This window comes from Streptomyces sp. JLBJ103 (assembly GCF_058215575.1).
In genome coordinates this window covers 1717472-1742255 of sequence record NZ_CM177089.1, presented here as the reverse complement: position 1 = coordinate 1742255, position 24784 = coordinate 1717472, and the positions used below count along the sequence as shown (strand labels likewise).

The window sequence follows — 24784 nt, the reverse complement described above, 5'->3', positions numbered from 1 at the left end:
AGCCGCGAGCTCGCAGCGGACGATGTGAATATCACCCTTTGGAGTGAGGGAGACACGGCGCGCGCCCGTCAGTGGTGACGCCACGGCAGCGTGAACCGTATGGCTCAGGCGCTCAGCAGGGCCGGAGCGGCGGCGTGGGATTCGTCGTAGCGGTGGAGCAGGAGGCGGGCCAGTTCGGGGGCGGGGCCGAGGACATCGGCGAGGAGGTCGGCGCCCGCCTCGCGGGCGCCGTGGGCGATGCGGTCCGGGAGGCGGCCGGGGGCGATGACGTACGGGGCGACGGCCACGCGCCGGACGCCCTCGGCGCGCAGCGCGCGCACCGCGTCCTCGGTGCGGGGAAGGGAAGCGGAGGCGAACGCGGGTCGCACGGCACACCATCCGGTGCGCCGCCACTCCCGCGCGATTTCAGCGATCACCGCGATCGCCTCCGGGTCGGTGGAGCCCGCCGAGGCCAGGACGACCCCGGTCGAGGGGCGGTCGGCCGGGCGCAGACCGGCCTGGTGCAGCCGGCGTTCCAGCGCGTCGGTGAGCAGCGGGGAGGGGCCCAGCACCTCGGTCTGCCGGACGGTCAGCCGGGGGTGCCGGGCCGTGGCCTCGCGCAGTACGGCGGGGATGTCGGACTTGGCGTGGAAGGCGCGGGTCAGCAGCAGGGGGAGCGCGGCGATGTCCGTCACGCCCTCGGCGGCGAGCCGGGCCAGGACCTGGCTCACCCGGGGCGCGTTGAAGTCCAGGAAGGCCGCCTCCACCCGCAGCCCCGGCCGCAGCGACCGTACCCGCGCGCAGAGCGCGTCGACGGTCGCCGCGTGCCGGGGGTCGCGGCTGCCGTGGGCGATGACCAGCAGGGCCGGGGATGTGGCGGACATCAGCGGGCGCTCGCCAGCAGACCGCGGGTGCGCAGCACGCGGCGCTCGATCGGGGCGAAGACCAGCAGCTCGATGGCGATACCGACGACGAGGATCAGGGTGATGCCGAGCAGCACCCCGGCCATGTCGGAGTTGTTGCGCTGGTTCTCCAGGTACTGGCCGAGTCCGAGCCCGAGTTCGGGGGACTTGGCGATGATCTCGGCGGCCATCAGCGAGCGCCAGGAGAACGCCCAGCCCTGCTTGAGGCCCGCGACATAGCCGGGCAGCGCGGCGGGCAGCAGGATGTGCCGGGCGCTGACCAGACCGCGGGCGCCCAGGGTACGACCGGCCCGCAGGAACAGCGGGGGTACCTGGTCGATCCCGGCGACCAGGCCGTTGGCGATGGAGGGGACCGCGCCGAGCAGGATGACGGTGTACATCATCTGGTCGTTGAGGCCCAGCCAGATCACCGCGGGCGGCACCCAGGCCACCGAGGGCAGTGACTGCAACCCGGACAGGATCGGGCCCAGCGCGGCGCGGACGAACTTCACCCGGGCCACCACCAGGCCCAGTGGGGTGGCGATGGCCAGCGCGATGAGGAAGCCGAACAGCCCGCGCGAGACGCTGGTCCAGATGATGTCCAGCAGCTCGCCCTGGAGCCACAGCTGCCGCAGCGCGTCCCAGACCAGGCCCGGGTCGGGCAGCTTGTAGTCGTCGGTGACCTTGGCCACGACCAGCAGCTTCCAGATGACGACCACCAGGGCGACGGCCACGATCGGCGGCAGCACCTTCTGCACCAGCACCTCGGTCGGCGAGGTGCGCCGGATCTGCACGGTGTCCAGGGCGTCGAGACCGGCCTCCAGGCCCTCCAGGTCCTGTGCGTCCTGGGTGCCCTTCTTCCGGGTCGCGACGGTCGCGGTCGTGCCCGTCGCGGTCGTGCCCGTCGCGGCGATGCCGGTCGCGGTCGTGTCGGTGGCGTCGGTCGCGCCGGTGGTCTCAGGCCCGGCCATGGCGGCGGATCTCCCCACGCAGTTCTTCGGTGATCTCTATGGACAGGTCGGCGACGGCGGCGTCCTCGATCCGGCGCGGCTGCGGAATGTCCACCGCCCAGTCGCGGACGACCCGGCCGGGGCGCGAGGACAGCAGCACCACGCGCTGGGCCAGCCGGACGGCCTCACGGACGTTGTGGGTGACGAACAGGACGGACACCCCCGTCTCGCTCCAGATCCGGGTCAGTTCGTCGTGCAGCACATCGCGGGTGATGGCGTCGAGCGCGGCGAACGGCTCGTCCATCAGCAGCACCCGCGAGTCCTGCGCCAGCGCGCGGGCCATCGCCACGCGCTGCCGCATCCCGCCGGACAGCTCGTGCACCCGCTTGCCGTAGGAGCCGCCGAGCCGCACCAGCTCCAGCAGCCGTTCCGCCTCGGGCCTGCGGTCGGGCCGGGGCACCCCGCGCAGCCGCAGGGCGAGTTCGATGTTCTTGCCCGCGGTCAGCCACGGGAACAGGGCGTGCTCCTGGAACATCAGGGCCGGCCGGCCGCCGGGGACCTCGATGGTCCCGGCGGTCGGCTTGTCCAGATTCGCGATCAGGTTGAGCAGGGTCGACTTGCCGCAGCCCGAGGCGCCCAGGAGGCAGACGAACTCCCCCGGCCGCACCGTGAGGTTGATGTCGTCGAGGACGGGCTGTACGGCGCCGGCCCGGCCGAACGCCTTGTGGACGTGGTCGATCCGTACCGCCGGGTCCGCGGCGATCGTCGCGGCGGCGCCCGCCGGATCGGCCTTCTCGGTGGTCAGTGCCGGGGACATCCGGTCACCTCCTGGTGGGTGCGTAACGGCGTGGGTGCGTAACGGCGTACCGTGCGTACGGGGAGCGGGCGGGCTACTGGGTACCGAGTCCGGCGGCCGACACCGTCGGCTTGCCCTCGGTCTTGAGGACCTTGTTGAGCAGGGTGAGGTCGTAGATGCCCTTGAGGTCCGGCTTCTCCAGCAGCCCCGCCTGGACGGCGTGGTCCGCCTCGGTGTTCAGCGTCCGGGCCAGCGGGTCATCGGTGACCTGGATGCTCTTCCACGCCGGGTCGATCACCTCCGGCGGCAGCGGCTTGCCGGTCTCCGCCCCGAGGGCGGCGTTGGCCGCGTCCTTGGCCTTGCCGGGGTTGGCCTTGATCCACGCGTTGGTCTTCACCGAGCCGCGCAGCACGGCCTCGACGACCTTCGGGTGCTCCTTGAGGAACGACTGCTTGACGATCAGGTTGGTGATCACGAACTTCTTGTCCGGCCACAGCGAGGACTCGTCGAGCAGCACCTTGCCGCCGTCGGCGACCAGCTTGGAGGCGGTCGGCTCGGGCACCCACGCACCGTCGATGGCACCGGACTTGTAGGCGTCGGGGGTCACCTTGTTGTCGGAGCGGACCACCGACACATCGCCCTTGCCGCTCTGGGCGTCGACCTTCCAGCCCTTCTTGGCGATCCAGTTGAGGAACGCCACGTCCTGGGTGTTGCCCAGCTGCGGGGTGGCGATCTTCTTGCCCTTGATGTCGTCCTCGGACCTGATCTTCTTCGGGTTGACGACCAGCTTGACGCCGCCCGAGACCGAGCCCGAGATGATCTTGAGGTTCTCGCCGTGCGACTTCACATAGCCGTTGATGGACGGCGAGGGGCCGATCCAGCCGATGTCGATGGAGCCCGCGTTGAGCGCCTCGATCTCCGAGGGCCCGGCGTTGAAGACGAACGGCTGCGCCTGGGTGCCTCCCAGCGCCTGCTGGATCTGACCGCCCTTGCGCAGCCCCACCAGGGCGGTGGCATGGGTGAGGTTGGCGAAGTAGCCGATCTTCACCTTGTCCAGCCCGTCGACCTTCTTGCCGCCCGCGGCGGGGAGGGCGGAGGCCCCCTGGTCGTCGTCCTTCTTCTGGGACCCGTAGCCGCAGGCGCCGAGCGCGCCCATCAGCAGCGGCAAGACGGCGGCTGCCGCGAGGAGCCGGATGCGGCGGCGCGGGAGTCCGGCTGGTCGGGAGGGGGCAAGGCGGTCGGCGTACGACACGGGAGGTGTTCCTCTCGCAGGGCCGGGTTGCGTCAGAGGACGCCCGGCAGTTCACAAGGTCTTCGGATCCGGTGGCGCGGAGCAGGGGACAGCGGCATGGGGCCACGCATCAGCACGCACATCGCCCGACCCCTCCCTGGCCGCTGCCTCGGGCGCCGCTGCCGACGCGGCCGCCCTCCTTCGCGAAGGTCGAGAACATCTCTTTGGCCATGGTCAGAAATCCCACCCGTCGTCCTCGGACTCGTCCTTGACAGGCTCGGGGGAGGCGAACGACTCGCCGACCATGCCCGCGGTGAGCGTGGTGCCGTCGCTGGGGTCGATGAGGATGAAGGAGCCGGTGCGGCGCGAGTCGGCGTAGGAGTCGACCGGCAGCGGTTCGGCGGTGCGGATCTTCACCCGGCCGATGTCGTTGGCGACGAGCTGTCCCGGGTGCGGGTGCAGGGACAGGTCGGACAGCGTGAGCCGGGACGGGATGTCCTTGACGATCGCCTTGACCGTGCGGGTCCCGTGCTTGAGCAGCACCCGGTGGCCGACGGTCAGGGCCTGGTCGGCGACGTGGCACACGGTCGCCTCGATGTCCTGCGTGGTCGCCGGGGCATCCTTGCTGGGCACGATCAGGTCGCCGCGCGAGATGTCGATGTCGTCCTCCAGCAGGAGGGTCACCGACTGCGTGGTCCAGGCGACGTCGACCGGCTCGCCCAGCAGCTCGATGCCGGAGATCCGCGACGCGCGGCCGGACGGCAGCACCGTCACCGCCTCACCGACGTGGAACGAACCGGCGGCGATCTGGCCCGCGTAGCCCCGGTAGTCCGGGTGCTCGGCGGTCTGCGGCCGGATCACGAACTGCACGGGCAGGCGCGCGTGGCAGTGGCTCAGGTCGTGGCTGACCGGGACCGTCTCCAGGTGCTCCAGGACGGTCGGGCCGCCGTACCAGTCCATGTTGGCGGACGGCTCCACCACGTTGTCGCCGGCGAGCGCGGAGATCGGGATGGCGGTGACCTCGGGGACGCCCAGCTCGGTCGCGTACGCCGTGAACTCCTTGGCGATCGCGGCGAAGACGGGCTCCTTGTAGTCCACCAGATCCATCTTGTTGACGGCCAGCACCACATGCGGCACCCGGAGCAGGGCCGCGATCGCGGCGTGCCGGCGGGTCTGCTCGACGACGCCGTTGCGGGCATCGACGAGGATCACCGTCAGCTCGGCGGTGGAGGCGCCGGTGACCATGTTGCGGGTGTACTGCACATGGCCCGGGGTGTCGGCGAGGATGAACCGCCTGCGCGGGGTGGCGAAGTAGCGGTAGGCCACGTCGATGGTGATGCCCTGCTCGCGTTCGGCGCGCAGGCCGTCCGTCAGCAGCGCGAGGTCCGGGGCCTCCTGACCGCGGTTGCGGGAGGCGTGCTCCACGGCCTCCAACTGGTCGGCGAGGACCGACTTGGAGTCGTGCAGCAGCCGGCCCACCAGGGTCGACTTGCCGTCGTCGACGGAGCCGGCCGTGGCGAACCGCAGCAGGGTGGTGGCCGAGAGCTCCTCGGTCGTGATCGTGCTCATGCTTAGAAGTACCCCTCGCGCTTGCGGTCTTCCATCGCGGCCTCGGAGAGCTTGTCGTCGGCACGCGTGGCGCCGCGCTCGGTCAGCCGAGACGCGGCGATCTCGGTGATGACCTGCTCCAGGGTCACCGCGTCGGAGTCGACGGCGCCGGTGCAGGACATGTCGCCGACGGTGCGGTAGCGCACCTGCCGCTTTTCGACGGTCTCGTCGTCCTTGGGCCCGCCCCACTCGCCGGCCGTCAGCCACATCCCGCCGCGCTTGAACACCTCGCGCTCGTGCGCGAAGTAGATCTCCGGGAGCTCGATGTCCTCACGGGCGATGTACTGCCACACGTCCAGCTCGGTCCAGTTGGAGAGCGGGAAGACACGGACATGCTCGCCGGGTGCGTGTCGGCCGTTGTAGAGGTTCCACAGCTCGGGGCGCTGGCGGCGCGGGTCCCACTGCGAGAACTCGTCACGGAGGCTGAACACCCGCTCCTTCGCGCGGGCCTTCTCCTCGTCGCGCCGTCCGCCGCCGAAGACCGCGTCGAACTTCTCGGCCTGGATCTTCTCGGTCAGCGGCAGCGTCTGAAGCGGGTTGCGGGTGCCGTCCGGGCGCTCCTTGAGCACACCGCGGTCGATGTAGTCCTGCACCGACGCCACATGCAGCCGCAGCCCATGCTCGGCGACGGTGCGGTCCCGGTATTCGATGACCTCGGGGAAGTTGTGCCCGGTGTCCACGTGGAGCAGTGAGAAGGGCACCGGCGCCGGGGCGAACGCCTTGAGCGCCAGATGCAGCATGACGATGGAGTCCTTGCCGCCGGAGAACAGGATCACCGGCCGCTCGAACTCGCCCGCCACCTCGCGGAAGATGTGCACCGCCTCGGACTCCAGCGCGTCCAGGTGCGACAGCGCGTAGAGGTCGCCGCCCCCGGCCGCACCGGTGCCATTGATCGCAGCCACGGTCGTCATGCCAGTCCCCTCTCGCTGAGCAGCGACCGAAGCGCCGCCGCGGATTCCTGTACGCCCTGCTGGTGCGTCTCGATGCGCAAGTCCGGGTCGGCCGGGGCCTCGTACGGGTCGTCGACCCCGGTCAGCCCCGAGATCTCGCCCGCCGCCTGCTTGGCGTAGAGCCCCTTGACGTCCCGCTCAGAGCACACCTCGACCGGGGTGGCCACATGCACCTCCAGATACGGGGTGCCCTCCTTTTGGTGGCGACCGCGCACCGCCTCGCGGCTGTCCGCGTACGGGGCGATCACCGGGACCAGCACCTTCACCCCCTGGGAGGCGAGCAGTTCGGCGACGAAGCCGATCCGCTGGACGTTGGTGTGCCGGTCCTCGCGGGAGAAGCCGAGCCCCGCGGAGAGGAACTCACGGATCTCGTCGCCGTCGAGCACCTCCACCCGGTGGCCCTCACCGCGCAGCCGCTCGGCCAGGGCGTAGGCGATCGTGGTCTTCCCGGCGCTGGGCAGGCCGGTCAGCCATACGGTGGCTCCGGTGTGCAGGGGCGCGCTCATCTCGTTCTCCTGGTCGACAGCCATCAGCCGTGCAGCCCGCATTCGGTCTTGGTGTTCCCGGCCCAGCGGCCGGAACGTGCGTCCTCGCCCTCCTGCACCCGCCGGGTGCAGGGGGCGCAGCCGACCGACGGATAGCCGTCCATCAGCAGGGGGTTGGTGAGCACCCCGTGCTCGGCCACGTACGCGTCCACGTCCGCCTGCGTCCAGCGGGCGATCGGCGAGACCTTGACCTTCTGCCGCTTGGCGTCCCAGCCGACGACCGGGGTGTTCGCCCGGGTCGGGGACTCGTCGCGGCGCAGCCCGGTGGCCCAGGCGTCGTACCCGCGCAGCCCCTCCTCCAGCGGCTTGACCTTGCGCAGCGCGCAGCACAGGTCGGGGTCGCGGTCGTGCAGCTTCGGGCCGTACTCGGCATCCTGCTCGGCCACCGTCCGGCGCGGGGTGAGCGTGATGACGTTGACGTCCATCACGGCGGCCACCGCGTCCCGGGTGCCGATGGTCTCGGGGAAGTGGTAGCCGGTGTCGAGGAAGACCACATCGACACCGGGGAAGGCGCGGGCGGCCAGATGGGCCACCACCGCGTCCTCCATCGAGGAGGTGACGCAGAACCGCGGACCGAAGGTGTCGGCCGCCCAGCGCAGGATGTCCGGCGCCGGGGCGTCCTCCAGTTCGCGGCCCGCCCGCTCCGCGAGCGTCTCGAGATCGTCTGTCTGCTCAATCCGGGTCATATCGCCGTGCCCTCTTCTCCGGCCGGTTCGCGCCGCAGGCCCTTGGCCAGCAGCCCGAGGAACGACAGGCGGAACGCGCGGTTGCACGAGGCGCATTCCCAGGCTGCGCCCTTCCCGTGGGAGGTCCCCTCCTCGGAGGGGCGCAGGTCCTCGTCCCCGCAGTACGGGCAGTAGAACGGCGCCGCACGCTCACTCATGACAGCGCCTCCTCACCGGCCCGCCCGGCCCAGGTGGCGAACCGCTCGCCGTCCTCGCGCTCCTCCTGGAAGCGGCGCAGCACCCGCTCGACGTAGTCGGGCAGTTCATCGGCGGTGACCTTCAGACCGCGCACCTTGCGGCCGAAGCCGGGCTCCAGGCCCAGCGCGCCGCCCAGGTGCACCTGGTAGCCCTCGACCTGGTTGCCGTTCTCGTCCATGACCAGCTGGCCCTTGAGGCCGATGTCCGCGACCTGGATCCGGGCGCAGGCGTTGGGGCAGCCGTTGAGATTGATGGTGATCGGCTGGTCGAACTCGGGCAGCCGCCGCTCGAGTTCGTCGATCAGCGTGGAGCCGCGGCCCTTGGTCTCGACGATGGCCAGCTTGCAGAACTCGATACCGGTGCAGGCCATGGTGCCGCGGCGGAACGGGGACGGCTTGACCTGGAGGTCCAGCGCCTCCAGCCCGGAGACCAGCGACTCCACCTGGTCCTCGGCCACATCGAGCACGATCATCTTCTGCTCGACGGTGGTGGTCAGCCGGCCGGAGCCATGGGCCTCGGCCAGATCGGCGATCTTGGTGAGGGTCGAGCCGTCGACCCGGCCCACGCGCGGGGCGAAGCCGATGTAGAAGCGGCCGTCGCGCTGGCGGTGGACACCGATGTGGTCCCGCCACTGCTGGACGGGCTGCTCGGGTGCGGGCCCGTCGCTCAGCGGACGCTTCAGGTACTCGTCCTCGAGCACCTGGCGGAACTTTTCCGGGCCCCAGTCGGCGACCAGGAACTTCAGCCGGGCGCGGTTGCGCAGCCGCCGGTAGCCGTAGTCGCGGAAGATGGCGATGACACCGGCCCAGACTTCGGGTACGTCCTCCAGCGGGACCCAGGCGCCGAGCCGGACACCGATCTTGGGGTTGGTGGACAGACCGCCGCCGACCCACACGTCGAAGCCGGGGCCGTGCTCGGGGTGGCGCACCCCGACGAACGCCACGTCGTTGATCTCGTGGACGACGTCGAGGACCGGGGAGCCGGAGACCGCGGACTTGAACTTGCGCGGCAGGTTGGAGAACTCCTTGCTGCCGATGTAGCGGCGGTGGATCTCCTCGATGGCGGGGGTGCCGTCGATGATCTCGTCCTCGGCGATCCCGGCGACCGGGGAGCCGATGATCACGCGCGGGGTGTCACCGCAGGCCTCGGTGGTGGACAGCCCCACGGCCTCCAGCCGCTTCCAGATCTCCGGTACGTCCTCGATCCGGATCCAGTGGTACTGGATGTTCTGCCGGTCGGTGATGTCCGCGGTGCCGCGGGCGAACTCCTGCGAGATCTCGCCGATGACGCGCAGCTGCTCGGTGGTCAGCCGTCCGCCGTCCACCCGGACCCGCATCATGAAGTGCGTGTCGTCCAGCTCTTCGGGCTCCAGTACGGCGGTCTTGCCGCCGTCGATCCCGGGCTTGCGCTGGGTGTACAGACCCCACCAGCGCATCCGGCCGCGCAGATCGGCACCGTCGATCGAGTCGAAACCGCGGTGGGCGTAGATCGTCTCAATGCGTGTCCGCACATTGAGACCGTCGTCGTCCTTCTTGGTCTGCTCATTGCCGTTGAGCGGGGTGAAGTGCCCCGCGGCCCACTGGCCTTCGCCGCGGTGGCGTCCGGCCTTGCGGCGGGGTGATGCGCTAGCGCGTTCCGGGGTGGCGGCCATGGCGGTGGTGTCCTTCTGAGCGGCTCTGGTGCGGCGGATGGTGCTCGCGCGCACCCTCTGACCTGCGATTGCGCGCAGGCGGGCACGGCGCTTCGGCGGTACCGGGTGCGGTGGTGCGACGGGGGAGGTCCCGCGGGTGCGCCCGCCCGCGTCGTCGGGGGCGGGGGCCGCGGGTGTGTCGGGATCTGTGAGGGGTGCTGCCCGGGGCCTTCGGGGGCCCTGAGAGATGCGGGTCAGCCCGCCGGACAGATCGCGCTGGACATGCGACCGAGGTCGACGTGGCGTCGACTCACCAAGGCAATTCCAGCGCGAGACATGGGGGAAGCGTGGCACGGTGGTCTCCGGGGAGTCCACCGTTATCCACTATCTGGACGGGAGTGTCTTGTATCGCGAGACGTTGTGGTGTGGGTCACCCCTCCGTCTCGGTCTTGATGTCAAAGACCCGGAAACCGCGCCGCTGGTAGTTGTCCAGTGCGTGCGGCCCGTCCTTGGTGCAGGTGTGCAGCCACACCCGCTTGGTCGGCGGCTGTCCCGGCAGCCGCTCGCCCTGGTCCCAGGCGCGACGGACGCCCCAGGTCAGCAGGTGCCCGCCGATCCGGCGACCGCGGAAGGCGGGCAGCAGCCCGAAGTAGGTGATCTCGACCACGCCCTCGCCCTGGCGCTCCAGCTCGATGTACCCGGCCGGGGTGCCGTGCTCGTACGCCACCCAGGTCTCCACGCCGGGCCGGCCCAGGAACTCCGCCCAGCGCTCACGTGACCACTCCAGCCGATCGGTCCAGGCGACATCGGCGCCGACGGAGGTGTACAGAAAGCGGCTGAACTCCGGGCTCGGCACCTCCGCCCGGACGATCCGCACCCCCGCGTCGGCGGCGGGCTCCCGTGCCGGGCTGAGATCCGCGGGCGAGGTCTGCTCCAAGGACCACGTGGTCACTGTGATGCTCATGGCGGACAGACAACCACGGACCGGCCCACCCCGGGGTGCCGGGGCCGCGGCTGGTCCGGGCCCGCTCGTCCGCCCGGTTGCAACGCGGCGCAACCTTTGCGCCGGTCCGTATCCGGAACGGACAGTGAGCACGGCGGGCGGAGGGCGGTGCCGAGTCGGCGCGGCATCCCCTCCGCCGACGCACGGGCCCGGGATACCGCCTGCCGACGCACGAGCACAGGACACCGCTACCGACGCACGGGTCAGGGACACCGCTGCCGAGGCCCGGCCCGAGCCACCGCTGCCGAGGCACGGACAGGTCGCCGTACGGGCAGGCGGGAAGCCGCCCGATACGGTGAGAAGGTGCAGCCAGCAAAAGAACTGTCCAAGCCATCCGGTCGGCTCCACAAGGCCCGCGCCCTCTACCGCAACGTGTCCAAGCGCAGGATGGTCTGGCTGCTGCTCAAGGACACCGTCCACTCCTGCATGGAGCACCGGGTCACCGGGCTCGCCGCCGAGGCGGCCTTCTTCACCCTGCTGTCCCTGCCTCCGCTGCTGCTGGGTCTGATCGGTCTGCTCGGCTACTTCGACGCCTGGACCGACACCTCCACGGTGGCCACCATCCGGCAGAACATCCTCGACGCCTCCGGGACCGTCCTGTCCGACAAGGGCGTCAAGGAGATCGCCCGGCCCCTGCTGGACGACGTCATCAAGGGCGGCCGCCCCGATGTCATCTCGCTCGGCTTCGGTATCGCCCTGTGGTCCGGCTCGCGCGCGGTGAATGTGTTCGTGGACACCATCACCATCATGTACGGGCTGGAGGGGCGCCGCGGGATCGTCAGGACCCGGCTGCTCGCCTTCCTGCTCTACCTGGTCGCGCTGGTCGTCGGGGCGGTGGCGCTGCCGCTGATGGTCGTCGGCCCGGAGGCGGTGGTGGGCCTCCTCCCGGCCAGCAGCGATCTTGTGCGGGCGCTGTACTGGCCCGTGGTGATCCTGCTGTCCGTCGCCTTCCTCACCACGCTGTACCACGTATCGGTGCCGGTGCGCTCGCCCTGGCGCGAGGACATCCCCGGTGCGCTGGTGGCCCTCACCATGTGGGTGCTCGGCAGCTTCCTGCTGCGTATCTACCTGGTCCACACCGTGGAGGGCCCGACGATCTACGGTTCGCTGGCCGCGCCGGTCGCCGTGCTGCTGTGGATCGGTGTGTCCGCCTTCGCGGTGCTGGTGGGGGCGGCGGTCAATGCCGCGATCGACCGGGTCTGGCCATCGGTGGCCACGGCCGCCGGACGCGCCGAGCAGGCCGCCCGCGTCCGGGAGCAGGGGGCGCGGTCGCGTGCGCGGGAGCAGCGGGCGGCGGACGACGGAGCCGCGGAGATCACCCCGCCGTCGGAGTTCCCGGAACGCTGGGCCCAGTTCCTACCGCACGCCGACATTCGGGCCCGGCTGCACGCCAGGCGGGAGTCGGGGGAGCGGACGGCCGGGAAGGGCGCCGAGCGCGGCGCCGCGAAGTCTGCGGAGCAGACCACCGGGCGGACCGACGAGCAGACCGCCGAGCAGGCCGCCGAGAACGGCGCCGAGCGGACGCGGCGCGCGGAGAAGTCCGAGCGTGCGCCTCGGCAGGGCGCCCGGCGGCCCGAGGCCGACACCGCGGCGGACGGGTCCGCGGAGACCACGGCGGACGGCGGCCGCCGCGCCGGAACGCCACCCCGCTAGGCCCTGTCCTGCCGATCTTCGCGGGCCCGCGACGCCTGGCACCGCGCCTCGCCGCGTTGTCGGGATCTTCCGAGTACGCCCAGTACGAGGACGACCCTCCTGCGATCCTCCCCCAGCTACCGCTGGGAGGTGCCCCCTCACCAGACGCCGCGGGCTGATCCACGAAGATCGACAGGACAGGACCTAGGCCCCACCGTCGACAGACGAGACGATCCGTCTTGTCAGTGCGATCCGCTCCGTGTATGTTCATGACGTCCAAGCGAGACGAGGCGTCTCGTATTGAGGTCGAGAACTCCAGGAGCCGCATCTCCATGACCGCCACCCCCGCCGCAGGCCGCGTCTGGTTCATCACCGGTGCGAGCCGGGGACTGGGCCGGGCCTTCACCGAAGCCGCCCTCGCGGCGGGCGACCGCGTTGTCGCCGTCGCCCGCACCCTCACCACCCTCGAGCCGCTGGCCGCCGAGCACGGCGACCGGCTGCTCGCCCTCCCGCTGGACGTCACCGACCGCGCGGCCGTCCACACCACCGTCGACACGGCCGTCCGTCACTTCGGCCGCCTCGACATCGTCGTGAACAACGCCGGGTTCCTCGCCATGGGAATGATCGAGGAGTTCGGCGAGGCCGAGGCCCGCGCCCAGATGGACACCAACTTCTTCGGTGCCCTGTGGGTCAGCCAGGCCGTCCTGCCCACCCTGCGTGCCCAGGCCAGCGGCCATATCGTCCAGATCTCCAGCATCGGCGCGCTGGGCGGCTACCCGCTCACCGGGCTCTACAGCGCCAGCAAGTTCGCCCTGGAGGGGATGAGCGAGGCGCTGGCGGCGGAGGCCGCCGCCTTCGGCGTCAAGGTCACCCTCGTCGAGCCCGGCGGCTACTGGACCGATCTCTACACCACCGGTCTGGTCGCCACCGAGCCGATGGACCTCTACGCGCCCCTGCGCGCCGAGTTGGAGAAGCAGTTCGCCGAGTCGTCCATCGACAGCCTCCCGCATCTGGCCGCCGAGGCCGTGATGAAGCTCGTGGACAGTGACGACCCGCCGCTGCGGCTGCTGCTCGGCAGCGCCGTCTACGACATGGCCTTCGACATCTCGCGGAAGCGCATGGACACCTGGGCGGCCTGGGAGCAGACCAGCCGCGCCGCCGAACGGGGCGTCGAGGCGCCCGAGGGCTACGGAGCTCCCGCCGCAGACGGAGGGTGACTACTCCCCTCCCTGAAGGGAGGGGATTTCCTGGCTCAGGCTGCCTCCGGGAGCAGCGCTCCCGGAGGTCTTGTGCCCTCGGCGCCAGCCGGGTTCAGACCTGCCCGGTGGAGCATCACGCGGGCGGAGTCTTGTCTCTGGGGGAGGTCTCCTACCGTGGCGTTGGACGGCCGCCCAGCCGATGCGCGGCGGGCTGCCCACCATGTCGCCTCCGAAGGGAACCACCGTGCCGTACGCCAAGGCCTCGGACGGAGTCCGCATCGCCTACCAGGTCCGTGGTGACGGTCCCCCGCTCGTGCTGCTCGCCGGCCAGGCGAACGACCACCACTGGTGGGACGGCGTCCGCGACGACTTCGCCGACTCCCGGAGCACCATCACGATCGACTACCGGGGCACGGGTGAGAGCGACAAGCCTCATCTGCCCTACTCCACCGAGCGGTTCGCCGACGACGTGGTCGCGATCCTCGACGAACTGGCCGTGGACCGGGCGGATGTGTACGGCACGTCCATGGGTGGGCGCGTAGCCCAGTGTCTGGCCGTCCGCCACTCCCGGCGGGTGCGTGCCCTGGTGCTCGGCTGCACCTCGCCCGGCGGTCGGCACGGCATCGACCGCAGCGGCGAAGTCCGCAGATCCCTGATCCGGCCCAATCCGGTCGAGGCGCGACAAGCTCTGCTGGAGCTGATGTACACCCCGGCCTGGCTCGCGACGCACCCGGGCCCGTACCACACGCTCGGCGACCGGAGCATGCCGGCGCATGCCCGGCGCGGGCACCTGGTCGCGAGTGACGGGCACGACGCGTGGGACGCGCTGCCCGGCATCGTCGCCCCGACCCTGGTGCTGCACGGCACCGACGACCTGCTCAATCCCACAGCCAACGCACCGCTGCTGGCAGCCCGCATCCCGGGCTCCCGGCTGGAGCTGATCCAGGGCGCCCGGCACGCCTACTTCGAGGAGCGCCGCGACCTCGCCGGCCCGCTCGTCCTCGAATTCCTCGACCAGAAGATGCCGCCTCGGTGACCTCCTGGAATCGGGGACGTGAGGTCGTGCGCCAGGCCGGTCGGCGCACGTCCGTAATTCAGTGGTGCTCACGAGTGTGCTGCCCTAGCCTGATCACTGCTTCGTGCGGCGACTATCGATCGTCGTTGTCGGCTGTTTGAGGAAGGGGAGGTGTGACCGATGGCTGTCTCCGTGATGGGCGTTGCCCGCAACCAGCAGATCATCCACTCCACCTCCGTGGCCTCCGGCTGACCTTTCGCACTGCGCAGACCTGCGCGGCGCCGGGGCCGCCCTGTGAAGGGTTTCCCTTGAATCTCTCTTCTTCTTCCGCTTCGTCGCACTCTCTCGCCCTGTACGGCTGGGACGAGGACTGGGCTGCTGAGTTCGCCGTCCACGCCGACCAGGGTCTGGTGCCCGGTCGTGTCGTGCGGGTCGATCGCGGCCAGTGCGACGTTGTCACCCCGGACGGCATCGTCCGGGCCGACACAGAGTTCGTCGTTCCTCGTGACCCGATGAAGGTCGTGTGCACAGGGGACTGGGTCGCCGTCGATCCAGAGGATGGCGACCCGAGGTATGTGCGGACCCTGCTGCCGCGCCGTACCGCCTTCGTCCGCTCCACCTCCTCCAAGCGGTCCGAGGGGCAGATCCTCGCCGCCAACGTCGACCACGCGATCGTCGCCGTCTCGCTCGCCGTCGAACTCGACCTCGGTCGCGTCGAACGGTTCCTGGCCCTCGCCTGGGAGAGCGGTGCCCAGCCGGTGGTCGTCCTCACCAAGGCCGACCTGGTGCCCGACCCCGCCACCCTGGCCCATCTCGTCGACGACGCTGCGACGGCCGCGCCCGGGGTCCAGGTGCTGCCCGTCAGCTCCGCCACGGGGGAGGGGGTGGACGTGCTGTCCGCCGTTCTCGCCTCCGGCACCGCCGTGCTGCTCGGCCAGTCGGGCGCGGGCAAGTCCACCCTGGCCAACGCGCTGGTCGGGGAGTCCGTCCAGGACGTCCAGGAGATCCGGGACAGTGACGGCAAGGGCCGCCACACCACGACCACCCGCGATCTGCTGCCCCTGCCCTGGGGCGGTGCGCTCATCGACACTCCGGGGCTGCGCGGGGTGGGGCTGTGGGACGCCGGAAGCGGTGTCGCCCAGGCGTTCGCCGAGATCGAGGCGCTCGCCGAGGAGTGCCGCTTCCACGACTGCGCCCACCGCACGGAGCCCGGGTGCGCGGTGCTCGCCGCCATCGACGACGGCTCGCTGCCGCACCGGCGGCTGGAGAGCTACCGCAAGCTGCTGCGGGAGAACGAACGCCTCGCGGCCCGGACCGACGCCCGGCTGCGGGCCGAGATCCGGCAGGACTGGAAGCAGAAGCAGGCACTCGGCCGCCACATGATGGAACGCAAGCGCGGACCGCTGCCCAAGCCGTAGCGGACGCCACGGCGTTGCCCCGTGTCCCGTATCGCGGCACGGGGCAACGCCGTCGTGCCCCCTCGCCCCGCGGCGGAACGGCCCGGGATGCCGATTCGGGTGGTCTCACGAGGTAACTCGGCACCAGGATGGCCCTGGGGCCCGTCGTCACAGGGCCGCCCTGCTCCCGACGCTCGCGGCCGGACGCCCCCTGTGACGACGGACCCTGGGCTCCACACGGTCGATCACACCGCCGGAATCGGCAGAGAGCGGGTTGCGATGAACGACGCCATGGACGAATACGACGTCGTGGTCCTGGGCGCGGGCCCGGTGGGTGAGAACCTGGCCGACCGAACCCGCGCCGCGGGGCTCTCCACGGCCATCGTGGAGAGCGAGCTGGTCGGCGGCGAATGCTCGTACTGGGCCTGTATCCCCAGCAAGGCGCTGTTGCGCCCGGTCATCGCCCGCGCCGAGGCGCGCCGCACCTCCGGGCTGCGTCAGGCGGTGGGCGGCCCGCTGGACAACGCTGCCGTATTCACCCACCGTGACTCCTTCGTCTCGGACTGGAAGGACGACGGTCAGGTCGGCTGGCTGGACTCGGTCGGTATCGATCTGGTCCGCGGCAAGGGGCGGCTGACCGCACCGCGTCAGGTCACCGTCACCGGCCCGGACGGACAACAGCGCGTGCTCACCGCCCGGCACGCCGTGGGCATCTGCACCGGCAGCCGGGCCGCGCTGCCGGATCTGCCCGGACTCGCCGAGGCCCGCCCCTGGACCAGCCGTGAGGCGACCAGCTCGGGCACGGTGCCGCGGCGGCTGGCCGTGGTGGGCGGCGGGGTGGTCGCCGTCGAGATGGCCACGGCGTGGAACGCCTTCGGCTCCGAGGTGACCATGCTGATCCGCGGCTCGGGGCTGCTGGAGCGGATGGAACAGTTCGCGGGCGAGCTGGTCGCCGAGGCGCTGACCGAGGCCGGAGTGAAGATCCGCTTCGATACGTCGGTGACGGACGTACGGCGGGACGGCACGGACGGAACCGTCACCCTCACCCTCGAGGGCGGGGAGGCCGTCGAGGCGGACGAGGTCCTCTTCGCCACCGGCCGGGCGCCGCGCACCGACGATGTGGGCCTGGAGACGATCGGGTTGCGGCCCGGCAGCTGGCTGGATGTGGACGACACCCTGCGGGTGCGCGATGTGCCCGGTGGCTGGCTGTACGCCGTGGGCGATGTCAACCACCGCGCGCTCCTCACCCACCAGGGCAAGTACCAGGCCAGGATCGCGGGCGCGGCGATCGGCGCGCGGGCGCAGGGCGTTCCGCTGCTGGAGACCGACCGCTGGGGGGCGCACGCGGCGACCGCGGACACCGCCGCCGTACCGCAGGTGGTCTTCACCGACCCGGAGGTCGGTGCGGTCGGGCTGACCGCGGCCCAGGCCGAGGCCCAGGGGCGCAGTATCCGGGTGGTCGACTACGACATCGGCCAGGTCTCGGGCGCGGCGCTCTACGCGGACGGCTACCGGGGCCGGGCGCGGATGATCGTCGACCTGGACCGGGGCCATCTGATCGGGGTCACCTTCGTGGGCCCCGGGGTGGGGGAACTCTTGCACGCGGCCACGGTGGCGGTGGCGGGCGAGGTGCCGGTGGAACGGCTGTGGCACGCCACTCCGTCGTTCCCGACGATCAGCGAGATCTGGCTCCGGCTGCTGGAGGCGTATCGCGGCTGAGCGCTCCGCGGGACGTGCCCCGTGGGTGGCGGGTGACGGAGTCCGGCCGTGTGGCGGGGGCTCCGGGCTCCCGCCGCACCGGGGTGCGCGCTGGGGCGCCCTCGTTCACTGCCGTACGCCCCCGGTCCGTTCCTGAGGGGACCCATGAGGCCCATGGCGGCCCAGTGCAGGGGGCCGCTCAGTGCAGGACAACCGCCGCGAGCCAGCCGCCCGCGACCAGCAGACAGGCGAACAGCTCGACCAGCACACTCGTGCCGATCGCCCGCATCACCGTCCGCGTGGACAGCCAGGCGTCCCCGTGCCCGCCCAGCCGGTGCCGCTCCGCGCCGTAGATCCCGGCCACGAAGCCGACGGGCGCGCCGATCACCGGGATGACGAAGAAGCCGACGATGCCCGCGATCCCTGCCAGCAGAAACGTCCGGCGGGTGATGCCCGCACCGCGCATCCGGCGGGCGGGCAGCAGCCATTTCACGGCCTGATCGAGCAGCAGCAGCGCGGTCGCCCCGACCAGCAGGGCCCAGGCCGGACCGGTCTTCTCGGTCAGCGACCACCACAGCACCGCGGCCCACACGATGACCGGGCCCGGCAGGCCGGGTACGACCACGCCGACCAGGCCCAGCAGCATGACCAGGCCGCACAGGACCAGCTGCCATGTCGCCATGTCCCCAGGCTGCCGGAAGCGGCGGCCGGACGGCCATCGACCGTGGCGTGGTGTTGCCGTGAAGCCTCCCTGTGGACAATGTGGGGATGAGCCAGCAGGGGGACAATCCCGGTCACGAGGACGACTGGTGGCGCGAGTTGTACGACCCGTGCCGGGCCGACGCAGGGCCCGCCGCGGCGACGGACACCGTGGACGACCGGTTCGACTCGGCCGCCCGCACGCTCGGCTGCCGCCCCGGCGGCGACACCGGGCGGCGGCCCGCCGCGGGGGCTCCGTGGCGGCCGCGGGAGGAGCCGGGCGGTGCCGCACCGGGCCCGGACGCCGCGGAGGGAGATGGCCCGCAGGGGTGGCGATCTCCCGGCGGCGGTGAAGGGCCCGGCGCCGCACCGCCCTCTCCCGCCCCTGCCGCGCCGTCTGCCTTCCCGCGTACCGGATCCGCTCGTACCGCATCCGCCCCTACCGGACCGGCCTCCGGACCGGCCTCCGGAACGGACTCCCCTGGAACGGGCTCCCCTGGAACGGGCTCCCTCGGAACGCGTCCCTCGGCCGCATCGCCCCCGATCCCCTCGCCCGCCAGACCCACCGCCCCGGACTCGTCCCCGTCCGGCACGCCCCCCGCCCCCGCCGACCCCGCCCGGCCCTGGCGGACCGCCGCGGCCGGATTCGTCGGGAGCGGACCGCCCACCTACGAGGCCGAGCCGACCACCCTGCCCGTCGCCGACCCCGAGGAACTCGGCGAGCTGGTGCCCGACACCGTGCTGGACGGCGCCCGCTACGGCACCTTCACCCTCCGGGCCGTCTCGCTGCGCGGCGACTCCGCCCGCTACCGCGGGGATCCCCGGCGGGACGCGCTGCTGACGGCACGGTTCGGGACCGGTGACGGCGCCCTGGTCCTGGCGGTCGTGGCCGGTGGCGTACGGGCGTCCCCCAGGGCGCAGCAGGCCGCGCGCGAGATGTGCGACTGGATCGGCGCGGCGGTCGGCCGCAGCCGCGTCCGGCTGGCCGACGATCTGCACACCGCCGACCGCGGCGCCCTCAAGTCCGGGCTGCACCGGCTGACCGCCCGCGGCTACGGCAGACTGCGCGCCCGTGCCACCGTGCTCGGTCTGGACCCGGCCGAGTACACCGTCTCGGTGCGGTGTCTGCTGCTGCCCGCCCATCCGGCCTGCCGCACCCGGGTGTTCTTCGGCGCGGGCGGGGGCGGGTTGTTCCGGCTGCGCGAGGGCGGCTGGCAGGACCTGGAACCGACGCCGGGGGAGGGGGACACCGTGGGCGGGCCGGTCCCCGGCTACGCCGACGGGCGTCCGCCCGCGGGCGCGCCGTCCCGGGATGCGGACGGCCCGCCCGCGTCCGCGGCGGACCCGGCTCCAGCGCCTGACACCCCGCCGGACGCCCCGGCCGGCGGACCGTTCCTCTTCCGTACCTCCGTCGCCCGTCCGGGCGACACCCTGCTGCTCTGCGGTGAGGGCCTCGCCGACCCGCTGCGCGGCGAGGCCGCGCTCGCCGACCACTTGGCCGAACGCTGGGCCACGGCCGAGCCGCCGGGGCTCGCCGCGTACCTCGCCGACACCCAGACCCGGGTGAAGGGTTACGCCGACGACCGTACGGCGGTGGCCGTCTGGGAGGCGTGAGCGCGCCGTCCATGGGTTGATGAACAGGGGCCGACGAACCCCGGCAACCCGGGGCGGAAGGGACGAGGCGCGCGATGGGCAAGCAGACGGTGGCGGAGCAATGCGTGGACATCCTGGTGCGCGCCGGGGTGCGACGGCTGTACGGGGTGGTCGGCGACAGCCTCAACCCCGTGGTGGACGCGGTCCGCCGCAACGCCGCCATCGAGTGGATCCAGGTCCGGCACGAGGAGACCGCCGCCTTCGCCGCGGGCGCCGAGGCCCAGCTGACCGGCACCCTCGCCGCCTGCGCGGGCTCCTGCGGCCCGGGTAATCTCCACCTCATCAACGGGCTCTACGACGCCCATCGCTCGATGGCTCCGGTCCTGGCCCTCGCCTCGCACATCCCCAGCAGCGAGATCGGCACCGGCTACTTCCAGGAGACCCACCCCGACCAGCTGTTCCGCGAGTGCAGCCACTACTGCGAACTGATCTCCAACCCCCAGCAGATGCCGCGGGTCCTCCAGACCGCCGTCCAGCACGCGATCGGCCGCGGCGGGGTCAGCGTGGTCACCCTGCCCGGCGATATCGCCGCCCGCCCGGCCCCCGAGCGCGCCGAGGAACACGCGCTGGTGACCTCCCGGCCCACCGTGCGCCCGGGAGACGCGGAGATCGACGAGCTGGCGCGCATGGTGGACGCGGCGGACCGGATCACGCTCTTCTGCGGCAGCGGCACCGCCGGGGCGCACGACGAGGTGATGGAGTTCGCCGAGCGGGTGAAGGCACCGGTGGGCCACGCCCTGCGCGGCAAGGAGTGGATCCAGTACAACAACCCCTTTGATGTGGGGATGAGCGGACTGCTCGGCTACGGCGCGGCGTACGAGGCCACCCATGAGTGCGATCTGCTGATGCTGCTGGGCACCGACTTCCCCTACGGCGCCTTCCTCCCGGACGATGTGACCACCGTGCAGGTCGACGTACGTCCCGAACACCTGGGCCGCCGCTCCAAACTGGACCTCGCGGTGTGGGGCGACGTCCGCGAGACCCTGCGCTGTCTGACGCCGAAGGTGCGCCCCAAGACCGACCGCCGCTTCCTGGACCGGATGCTGAAGAAGCACGCGGAGGCGCTGGAGGGCGTGGTCCGGGCATACACCCGCAGGGTCGAGAAACATGTCCCGATCCACCCCGAGTACGTGGCCTCGATCCTGGACGAGGAGGCCGCGGACGACGCGGTCTTCGCCGTCGACACCGGGATGTGCAACGTCTGGGCGGCCCGCTATCTGACCCCCAACGGCCGCCGCCGGGTGATCGGTTCGTTCACCCACGGCTCGATGGCCAACGCGCTGCCGCAGGCGATCGGCGCCCAGTTCCTGGACCGCCGCCGCCAGGTGGTGTCGATGTCCGGCGACGGCGGATTCACCATGCTGATGGGCGACTTCCTCACCCTGGTCCAGTACGACCTGCCGGTGAAGGTGATCCTGTTCAACAACTCCTCGCTCGGCATGGTCGAGCTGGAGATGCTGGTGTCGGGGCTGCCCGCGTACGGCACCACCAACCACAACCCAAACTTCGCGGCCCTCGCCGACGCGGCCGGGGTCTACGGCGTCCGGGTGGAGAAGCCCAAACATCTGCGATCGGTGCTGCGGGACGCGCTGCGCCGCAAGGGGCCCGCGCTGGTGGACATCGTCACGGACCCCAACGCACTGTCCATCCCGCCCAAGATCAAGGCGGAGATGGTGACCGGATTCGCGCTGTCGGCCAGCAAGATGGTGCTGGACGGGGGCGTCGGCAGGATGGTGCAGATGGCCCGTTCCAATCTGCGCAACCTGCCGCGCCCCTGATCCGGCCCCGGCCCGCTCAGCCGCGCACGGGTGTCAGCCGCAGGGTGAGGATCTGGTGCGGTCGCAGGGCCAGGCTCAGCCCGGCCGCGCCGGTCGCCGCCGACCGCAGCGGACGCTCCAGCAGATCGGTCACCTCGGCCCGGGTCACCGGGAAGCCGGTCACCAGCGTGCCCACCGCCCGGCCGCCGTGCGATTCGTACAGCCGCACCACCACATCGCCGCTGCGGTCCTCGGCCGGTTTGACCGACTCCACGGTGATCGCCGGATTGTCCACCGACACCAGCGGGGCCAGGGCCGGGGGACCGGAAGGCAGCGCGCGCAGCGGCAGGTTGAGCGCAAGCCCCTCGGCCACCGCGTCCCCCACGTCAGCGCCCGGCAGCAGGGCGTAGCGGAAGCGGTGGGTGCCGAGGTCGGTCTCCGGGTCCGGGCTGTGCGGGGCGCGCAGCAGCGTCAGCCGTACGGTCGTGCCCAGCACCTCCCGCCCTTCACCGTCCCCGTCCGGGACCTGGTGCGCGGCGCGGGTCACATCGTGGCCGTAGGTGGAGTCGTTGAGCAGCGCGGCCCCGTACCCGGGCTCGGCCACCCGCAGCCAGCGGTGGGCGCAGATCTCGAACCGGGCCGCGTCCCAGCCGGTGTTGGTGTGGGTGGCGCGGTCCACATGGCCGAACTGGATCTCCGCGGTGGACACCCGGGCGTGCACATCCAGCGGGAACGCCGCCTTGAGGACTTTCTCCGACTCCTGCCAGTCCACCTCGGTGGCGATGTCGAGACGGCGGCTGCCCGCGGCCAGGGTGAGGTCCTGGACCACCCGTGAGGCGCCGAAGGAGCGCACCACCCGCACCGTGGCGCGCAGCGGTCCGGACTCGGTCAGTTCGACATGCTCCGCGTCGGTGAGATCGGTGCGGGTGCGGCGGTAGTGCCGGTCGATGTCCCAGGCGTCCCACTGATTGGGGTGGTCGGGGTGGAGCTGGAGCAGATTGCCGCGGGCGCCGGGCGCCAGCACCTCGCGGCCCGCGTCCAGGTCCAGCACCGAGGCGAGCAGCCCGTCCGCGTCGATGGTCACCCGCAGCCGGTCGTTGTCGAGCACGATGCGGTGGCCGTCGCTCAGCGCGGTCACCCCCGGTTCGCCCCGGGTGGCGGCGGCCGGAAGCGCCGCGGCGCCCAGCCCGGCCACCCGCACCGGCACCGCCGTCAGCCCGCCGCCCAGCGCCTGGGAGGGGGTCTCCGGCGGGAGGGCGGCGGCGGTCTCCGCGTCCACCACGGCCACCTCCTCGCGTTCGTACGGCGAGGCGTTGAGCACCGCGGGACCGCCGCCGTCCAGCGCCGCCACCGCCGCCGCGACGATCCCCTCCAGCTCCGCGAACACCCGCTCATAGGTCTCTCGCGCCTCGCGGTGCACCCAGGCGATCGACGAGCCGGGCAGAATGTCATGGAACTGGTGCAGCAGCACCGTCTTCCAGATCCGGTCCAGGTCGTCGTACGGGTAGGCGTAGCCGGGCGCGTGCAGCGCGGCCGCGGTGGCCCACAACTCCGCCTCCCGCAGCAGGTGTTCACTCCGCCGGTTGCCCTGCTTGGTCTTGGCCTGGGTGGTGTACGTGGCCCGGTGCAGTTCGAGGTACAGCTCGCCCGACCACACCGGGGCCTTGGCGCCGTACTCCCGCTCGGCCTCGGTGAAGAACACCGACGGCTTGTGGATCTCCACCCGGGGTGCCCCCTCCAGCGAGCCCAGCCGCCGCGCCTTCTCCAGCATCTCGCGGGTGGGGCCGCCCCCGCCGTCGCCCCAGCCGAAGGGCACCAGCGAGCGGGTGGCGAGGCCCTTGTCGGCGAAGTTGCGCTCCGCGTGGGCCAGTTCGCTCGCGTGGAACTGCGCGTTGTAGGTGTCCACCGGAGGGAAGTGGGTGAACACCCGGGTGCCGTCGATTCCCTCCCACCAGAAGGTGTGGTGCGGCATCTTGTTGGTCTGGTTCCACGACAGCTTCTGGGTGAGGAACCACCGCACCCCCGCGAGCTTCGCCAGCTGCGGGAAGGCGGCCGTGTAGCCGAAGGAGTCCGGCAGCCAGATCTCCTCGGTGTCCACCCCCAGCTCCTCCAGGAAGAACCGCTTGCCGTGCACGATCTGCCGGGCCAGCGCCTCCCCGCCGGGCATATTGGCGTCCGACTCCACCCACATCGAGCCGACCGGTGCCCAGTTGCCGTCCGACACCGCCTTCTTGATGCGCTCCCAGATGTGCGGCTGGTGTTCCTTGACCCATGCATACTGCTGCGCCTGGGAGCAGGCGAAGACCAGCTCGGGGTAGTCGCCCGCGAGCGCGGTGACATTGGCGAAGGTGCGGGACGCCTTGCGCACGGTCTCACGCAGCGGCCACAGCCACGCCGAGTCGATATGGGCGTGCCCGGCCGCCGAGACCCGGTGGGCGCTGGCGTGCGCGGGACGGCTGAGCGCGTCGGTCAGTTCGGCGCGGGCGGCGGCCGCGGTGCCCGGTACGTCGTGCAGATCGAGCGCGTCGAGAGCGTTCTCCAGGGCGCGCAGGATCTCATGGCGGCGCGGCCGGTCCGTGGGCAGTTCGCGCATCAGCTCCGACAGCACCTCGAGGTCCAGCACCAGATGCCAGACGGTCTCGTCGAGGACGGCCAGATCCGCGGAGGCGAACCGGTACAGCGGGCGGTCTCCTGCGGTCAGGACGTCGCCCAGCCGCGTCGGCACGAATCCGTCGCGCAGCACGGCCGGGTTGGCGGCAGCCTCCAGCAGCAGCCGCACCGGTTCGCCGCCCTCCGCCGGGGCCGCGACGGGGATGTGGCGGTTGCGTGGATGGATGCCCTTCAGCGGCACCCCGTGGGCGTCGTACACCAGCCCCTCGGCCTGGAACCCGGGCCCGTCACCGGTGAAGCCGGGGTCGATCACGGCCTCGACCCGGCGCCCGGCCCACTCTGCCGGGACCGCGCCCTCCAGCCGGAACCACCAGGTCGACCAGGGGCTGCCCCAGTCGGTGCCGGTCTCGAACCGCTCGTACGCGGCCTCCAGCGCCTCGCCGACCGGTACCGGTTCACCGGGCGCCCGCCAGGCGAACAGCGCCAGTGGCACCCGCTCCGGGTACTGGGCGGGCCGGATGAACTGGTTCAGCGCCCGGTCCAGGCGTCCTTCCACCAACAGTCGGTCGTCGTGCATCACGGCTCCTCGGGCTCGGCGCTGAGCGGA

The 24784-nt window shown here is 71.8% G+C and carries 21 protein-coding genes and 1 pseudogene; 7 read left to right on the top strand and 15 right to left on the bottom strand.

The features are described 5' to 3' along the window. Window positions 1-104: 104 nt before the first annotated feature. The 12 genes from AC4BEG_RS07495 to AC4BEG_RS07440 form a co-directional block, all read right to left on the bottom strand. A complete protein-coding gene (locus AC4BEG_RS07495) occupies window positions 105-863 on the bottom strand; it encodes a sirohydrochlorin chelatase (protein WP_490705118.1) in 759 nt (252 codons plus the stop codon). Continuing rightward, window positions 863-1852 carry an ABC transporter permease gene (locus AC4BEG_RS07490; RefSeq protein ID WP_490705117.1) on the bottom strand — a complete coding sequence of 330 codons (990 nt, stop codon included), beginning with the start codon at window positions 1850-1852 and terminating at the stop codon, window positions 863-865. Before AC4BEG_RS07490 ends, AC4BEG_RS07495 begins: the two co-directional genes overlap by 1 nt. Next, a complete protein-coding gene (locus AC4BEG_RS07485) occupies window positions 1839-2648 on the bottom strand; it encodes an ABC transporter ATP-binding protein (protein WP_490705116.1) in 810 nt (269 codons plus the stop codon). The genes AC4BEG_RS07490 and AC4BEG_RS07485 overlap by 14 nt, the downstream gene beginning before the upstream one ends. Before the next feature lie 73 nt (window positions 2649-2721). Further along, window positions 2722-3783 (bottom strand): aliphatic sulfonate ABC transporter substrate-binding protein, encoded by a 1062-nt coding sequence (locus AC4BEG_RS07480; RefSeq protein ID WP_490707017.1) that lies wholly within the window; start codon window positions 3781-3783, stop codon window positions 2722-2724. Window positions 3784-4092: 309 nt separating this feature from the next. Continuing rightward, window positions 4093-5427 (bottom strand): sulfate adenylyltransferase subunit 1, encoded by a 1335-nt coding sequence (locus AC4BEG_RS07475; RefSeq protein ID WP_490705115.1) that lies wholly within the window; start codon window positions 5425-5427, stop codon window positions 4093-4095. 2 nt (window positions 5428-5429) lie between these two features. Continuing rightward, window positions 5430-6377, bottom strand: coding sequence for a sulfate adenylyltransferase subunit CysD (gene cysD, locus AC4BEG_RS07470; RefSeq protein ID WP_490705114.1), 948 nt, complete (start codon window positions 6375-6377; stop codon window positions 5430-5432). Then, complete coding sequence (gene cysC, locus AC4BEG_RS07465) at window positions 6374-6946, bottom strand: adenylyl-sulfate kinase (protein WP_490707016.1); 573 nt, start codon at window positions 6944-6946, stop codon at window positions 6374-6376. The genes cysD and cysC overlap by 4 nt, the downstream gene beginning before the upstream one ends. Beyond that, entirely contained in the window at window positions 6946-7647 is a 702-nt protein-coding gene (locus AC4BEG_RS07460; RefSeq protein WP_490705113.1) for a phosphoadenylyl-sulfate reductase, read from the bottom strand. Before AC4BEG_RS07460 ends, cysC begins: the two co-directional genes overlap by 1 nt. Next, a complete protein-coding gene (locus AC4BEG_RS07455; protein WP_490705112.1) occupies window positions 7644-7844 on the bottom strand; it encodes a hypothetical protein in 201 nt (66 codons plus the stop codon). The genes AC4BEG_RS07460 and AC4BEG_RS07455 overlap by 4 nt, the downstream gene beginning before the upstream one ends. Beyond that, complete coding sequence (locus AC4BEG_RS07450; protein ID WP_490707015.1) at window positions 7841-9535, bottom strand: nitrite/sulfite reductase; 1695 nt, start codon at window positions 9533-9535, stop codon at window positions 7841-7843. The genes AC4BEG_RS07455 and AC4BEG_RS07450 overlap by 4 nt, the downstream gene beginning before the upstream one ends. Window positions 9536-9768: 233 nt before the next feature. Then, window positions 9769-9852 (bottom strand): putative leader peptide, encoded by an 84-nt coding sequence (locus AC4BEG_RS07445; RefSeq protein ID WP_309471194.1) that lies wholly within the window; start codon window positions 9850-9852, stop codon window positions 9769-9771. 92 nt (window positions 9853-9944) lie between these two features. Continuing rightward, window positions 9945-10478 carry a GNAT family N-acetyltransferase gene (locus AC4BEG_RS07440; protein WP_490705111.1) on the bottom strand — a complete coding sequence of 178 codons (534 nt, stop codon included), beginning with the start codon at window positions 10476-10478 and terminating at the stop codon, window positions 9945-9947. A gap of 426 nt (window positions 10479-10904) precedes the next feature. Here AC4BEG_RS07440 and AC4BEG_RS07435 point away from each other — a divergent pair, with 426 nt between their 5' ends. Together AC4BEG_RS07435 and AC4BEG_RS07430 are read left to right on the top strand one after the other, a co-directional pair. Further along, entirely contained in the window at window positions 10905-12170 is a 1266-nt protein-coding gene (locus tag AC4BEG_RS07435; protein ID WP_490707014.1) for a YhjD/YihY/BrkB family envelope integrity protein, read from the top strand. A gap of 311 nt (window positions 12171-12481) precedes the next feature. Further along, the gene (locus AC4BEG_RS07430) at window positions 12482-13366 is read left to right on the top strand and encodes an SDR family oxidoreductase (protein ID WP_490705110.1); all 885 of its coding nucleotides are present in this window, start codon (window positions 12482-12484) and stop codon (window positions 13364-13366) included. A gap of 35 nt (window positions 13367-13401) precedes the next feature. Here AC4BEG_RS07430 and AC4BEG_RS07425 read toward each other — a convergent pair. After that, a pseudogene (locus AC4BEG_RS07425) lies at window positions 13402-13509 on the bottom strand (RNA-guided endonuclease TnpB family protein); the annotation flags it as partial. 83 nt (window positions 13510-13592) lie between these two features. Between AC4BEG_RS07425 and AC4BEG_RS07420 the strand changes: the two are divergent. The 3 genes from AC4BEG_RS07420 (at window position 13593) to AC4BEG_RS07410 (ending at window position 17479) form a co-directional block, all read left to right on the top strand. After that, the gene (locus AC4BEG_RS07420; protein ID WP_490705109.1) at window positions 13593-14384 is read left to right on the top strand and encodes an alpha/beta fold hydrolase; all 792 of its coding nucleotides are present in this window, start codon (window positions 13593-13595) and stop codon (window positions 14382-14384) included. Between the two features lie 287 nt (window positions 14385-14671). Continuing rightward, on the top strand, window positions 14672-15781 hold the full coding sequence (rsgA, locus tag AC4BEG_RS07415; protein ID WP_490705108.1) for a ribosome small subunit-dependent GTPase A: 1110 nt from the start codon (window positions 14672-14674) through the stop codon (window positions 15779-15781). A gap of 258 nt (window positions 15782-16039) precedes the next feature. Then, window positions 16040-17479 carry a dihydrolipoyl dehydrogenase family protein gene (locus AC4BEG_RS07410; protein ID WP_490705107.1) on the top strand — a complete coding sequence of 480 codons (1440 nt, stop codon included), beginning with the start codon at window positions 16040-16042 and terminating at the stop codon, window positions 17477-17479. Between the two features lie 178 nt (window positions 17480-17657). Here the strand turns inward: AC4BEG_RS07410 and AC4BEG_RS07405 are convergent, their stop codons facing one another. Further along, window positions 17658-18140 (bottom strand): DUF456 domain-containing protein, encoded by a 483-nt coding sequence (locus tag AC4BEG_RS07405; protein WP_490705106.1) that lies wholly within the window; start codon window positions 18138-18140, stop codon window positions 17658-17660. An 86-nt stretch (window positions 18141-18226) separates the two neighbouring features. Between AC4BEG_RS07405 and AC4BEG_RS07400 the strand changes: the two genes are divergently transcribed. Continuing rightward, window positions 18227-19771, top strand: coding sequence for a protein phosphatase 2C domain-containing protein (locus AC4BEG_RS07400; protein WP_490705105.1), 1545 nt, complete (start codon window positions 18227-18229; stop codon window positions 19769-19771). A 74-nt stretch (window positions 19772-19845) separates the two neighbouring features. Beyond that, window positions 19846-21588 (top strand): pyruvate dehydrogenase, encoded by a 1743-nt coding sequence (locus tag AC4BEG_RS07395; RefSeq protein WP_490705104.1) that lies wholly within the window; start codon window positions 19846-19848, stop codon window positions 21586-21588. A 16-nt stretch (window positions 21589-21604) separates the two neighbouring features. Here AC4BEG_RS07395 and AC4BEG_RS07390 read toward each other — a convergent pair whose 3' ends face one another. Then, window positions 21605-24754: an alpha-mannosidase gene (locus tag AC4BEG_RS07390; RefSeq protein WP_490705103.1), complete on the bottom strand. Its 3150-nt coding sequence runs from the start codon at window positions 24752-24754 to the stop codon at window positions 21605-21607. Between the last annotated feature and the right edge of the window lie 30 nt (window positions 24755-24784).

Bases quoted from the DNA above. Each gene is read 5' to 3' on its own strand.
- AC4BEG_RS07450 (WP_490707015.1), bottom strand. From the start codon at position 9,535: ATGGCCGCCACCCCGGAACGCGCTAGCGCATCACCCCGCCGCAAGGCC.
- cysC (WP_490707016.1), bottom strand. From the start codon at position 6,946: ATGGCTGTCGACCAGGAGAACGAGATGAGCGCGCCCCTGCACACCGGA.
- AC4BEG_RS07405 (WP_490705106.1), bottom strand. From the start codon at position 18,140: ATGGCGACATGGCAGCTGGTCCTGTGCGGCCTGGTCATGCTGCTGGGC.
- AC4BEG_RS07400 (WP_490705105.1), top strand. From the start codon at position 18,227: ATGAGCCAGCAGGGGGACAATCCCGGTCACGAGGACGACTGGTGGCGC.
- AC4BEG_RS07445 (WP_309471194.1), bottom strand. From the start codon at position 9,852: ATGTCTCGCGCTGGAATTGCCTTGGTGAGTCGACGCCACGTCGACCTC.
- AC4BEG_RS07440 (WP_490705111.1), bottom strand. From the start codon at position 10,478: ATGAGCATCACAGTGACCACGTGGTCCTTGGAGCAGACCTCGCCCGCG.
- AC4BEG_RS07455 (WP_490705112.1), bottom strand. From the start codon at position 7,844: ATGAGTGAGCGTGCGGCGCCGTTCTACTGCCCGTACTGCGGGGACGAG.
- AC4BEG_RS07430 (WP_490705110.1), top strand. From the start codon at position 12,482: ATGACCGCCACCCCCGCCGCAGGCCGCGTCTGGTTCATCACCGGTGCG.
- AC4BEG_RS07410 (WP_490705107.1), top strand. From the start codon at position 16,040: ATGAACGACGCCATGGACGAATACGACGTCGTGGTCCTGGGCGCGGGC.
- AC4BEG_RS07485 (WP_490705116.1), bottom strand. From the start codon at position 2,648: ATGTCCCCGGCACTGACCACCGAGAAGGCCGATCCGGCGGGCGCCGCC.
- AC4BEG_RS07495 (WP_490705118.1), bottom strand. From the start codon at position 863: ATGTCCGCCACATCCCCGGCCCTGCTGGTCATCGCCCACGGCAGCCGC.
- AC4BEG_RS07435 (WP_490707014.1), top strand. From the start codon at position 10,905: ATGGTCTGGCTGCTGCTCAAGGACACCGTCCACTCCTGCATGGAGCAC.
- AC4BEG_RS07475 (WP_490705115.1), bottom strand. From the start codon at position 5,427: ATGAGCACGATCACGACCGAGGAGCTCTCGGCCACCACCCTGCTGCGG.
- AC4BEG_RS07395 (WP_490705104.1), top strand. From the start codon at position 19,846: ATGGGCAAGCAGACGGTGGCGGAGCAATGCGTGGACATCCTGGTGCGC.
- AC4BEG_RS07390 (WP_490705103.1), bottom strand. From the start codon at position 24,754: ATGCACGACGACCGACTGTTGGTGGAAGGACGCCTGGACCGGGCGCTG.
- AC4BEG_RS07460 (WP_490705113.1), bottom strand. From the start codon at position 7,647: ATGACCCGGATTGAGCAGACAGACGATCTCGAGACGCTCGCGGAGCGG.
- AC4BEG_RS07490 (WP_490705117.1), bottom strand. From the start codon at position 1,852: ATGGCCGGGCCTGAGACCACCGGCGCGACCGACGCCACCGACACGACC.
- cysD (WP_490705114.1), bottom strand. From the start codon at position 6,377: ATGACGACCGTGGCTGCGATCAATGGCACCGGTGCGGCCGGGGGCGGC.
- AC4BEG_RS07480 (WP_490707017.1), bottom strand. From the start codon at position 3,783: ATGGGCGCGCTCGGCGCCTGCGGCTACGGGTCCCAGAAGAAGGACGAC.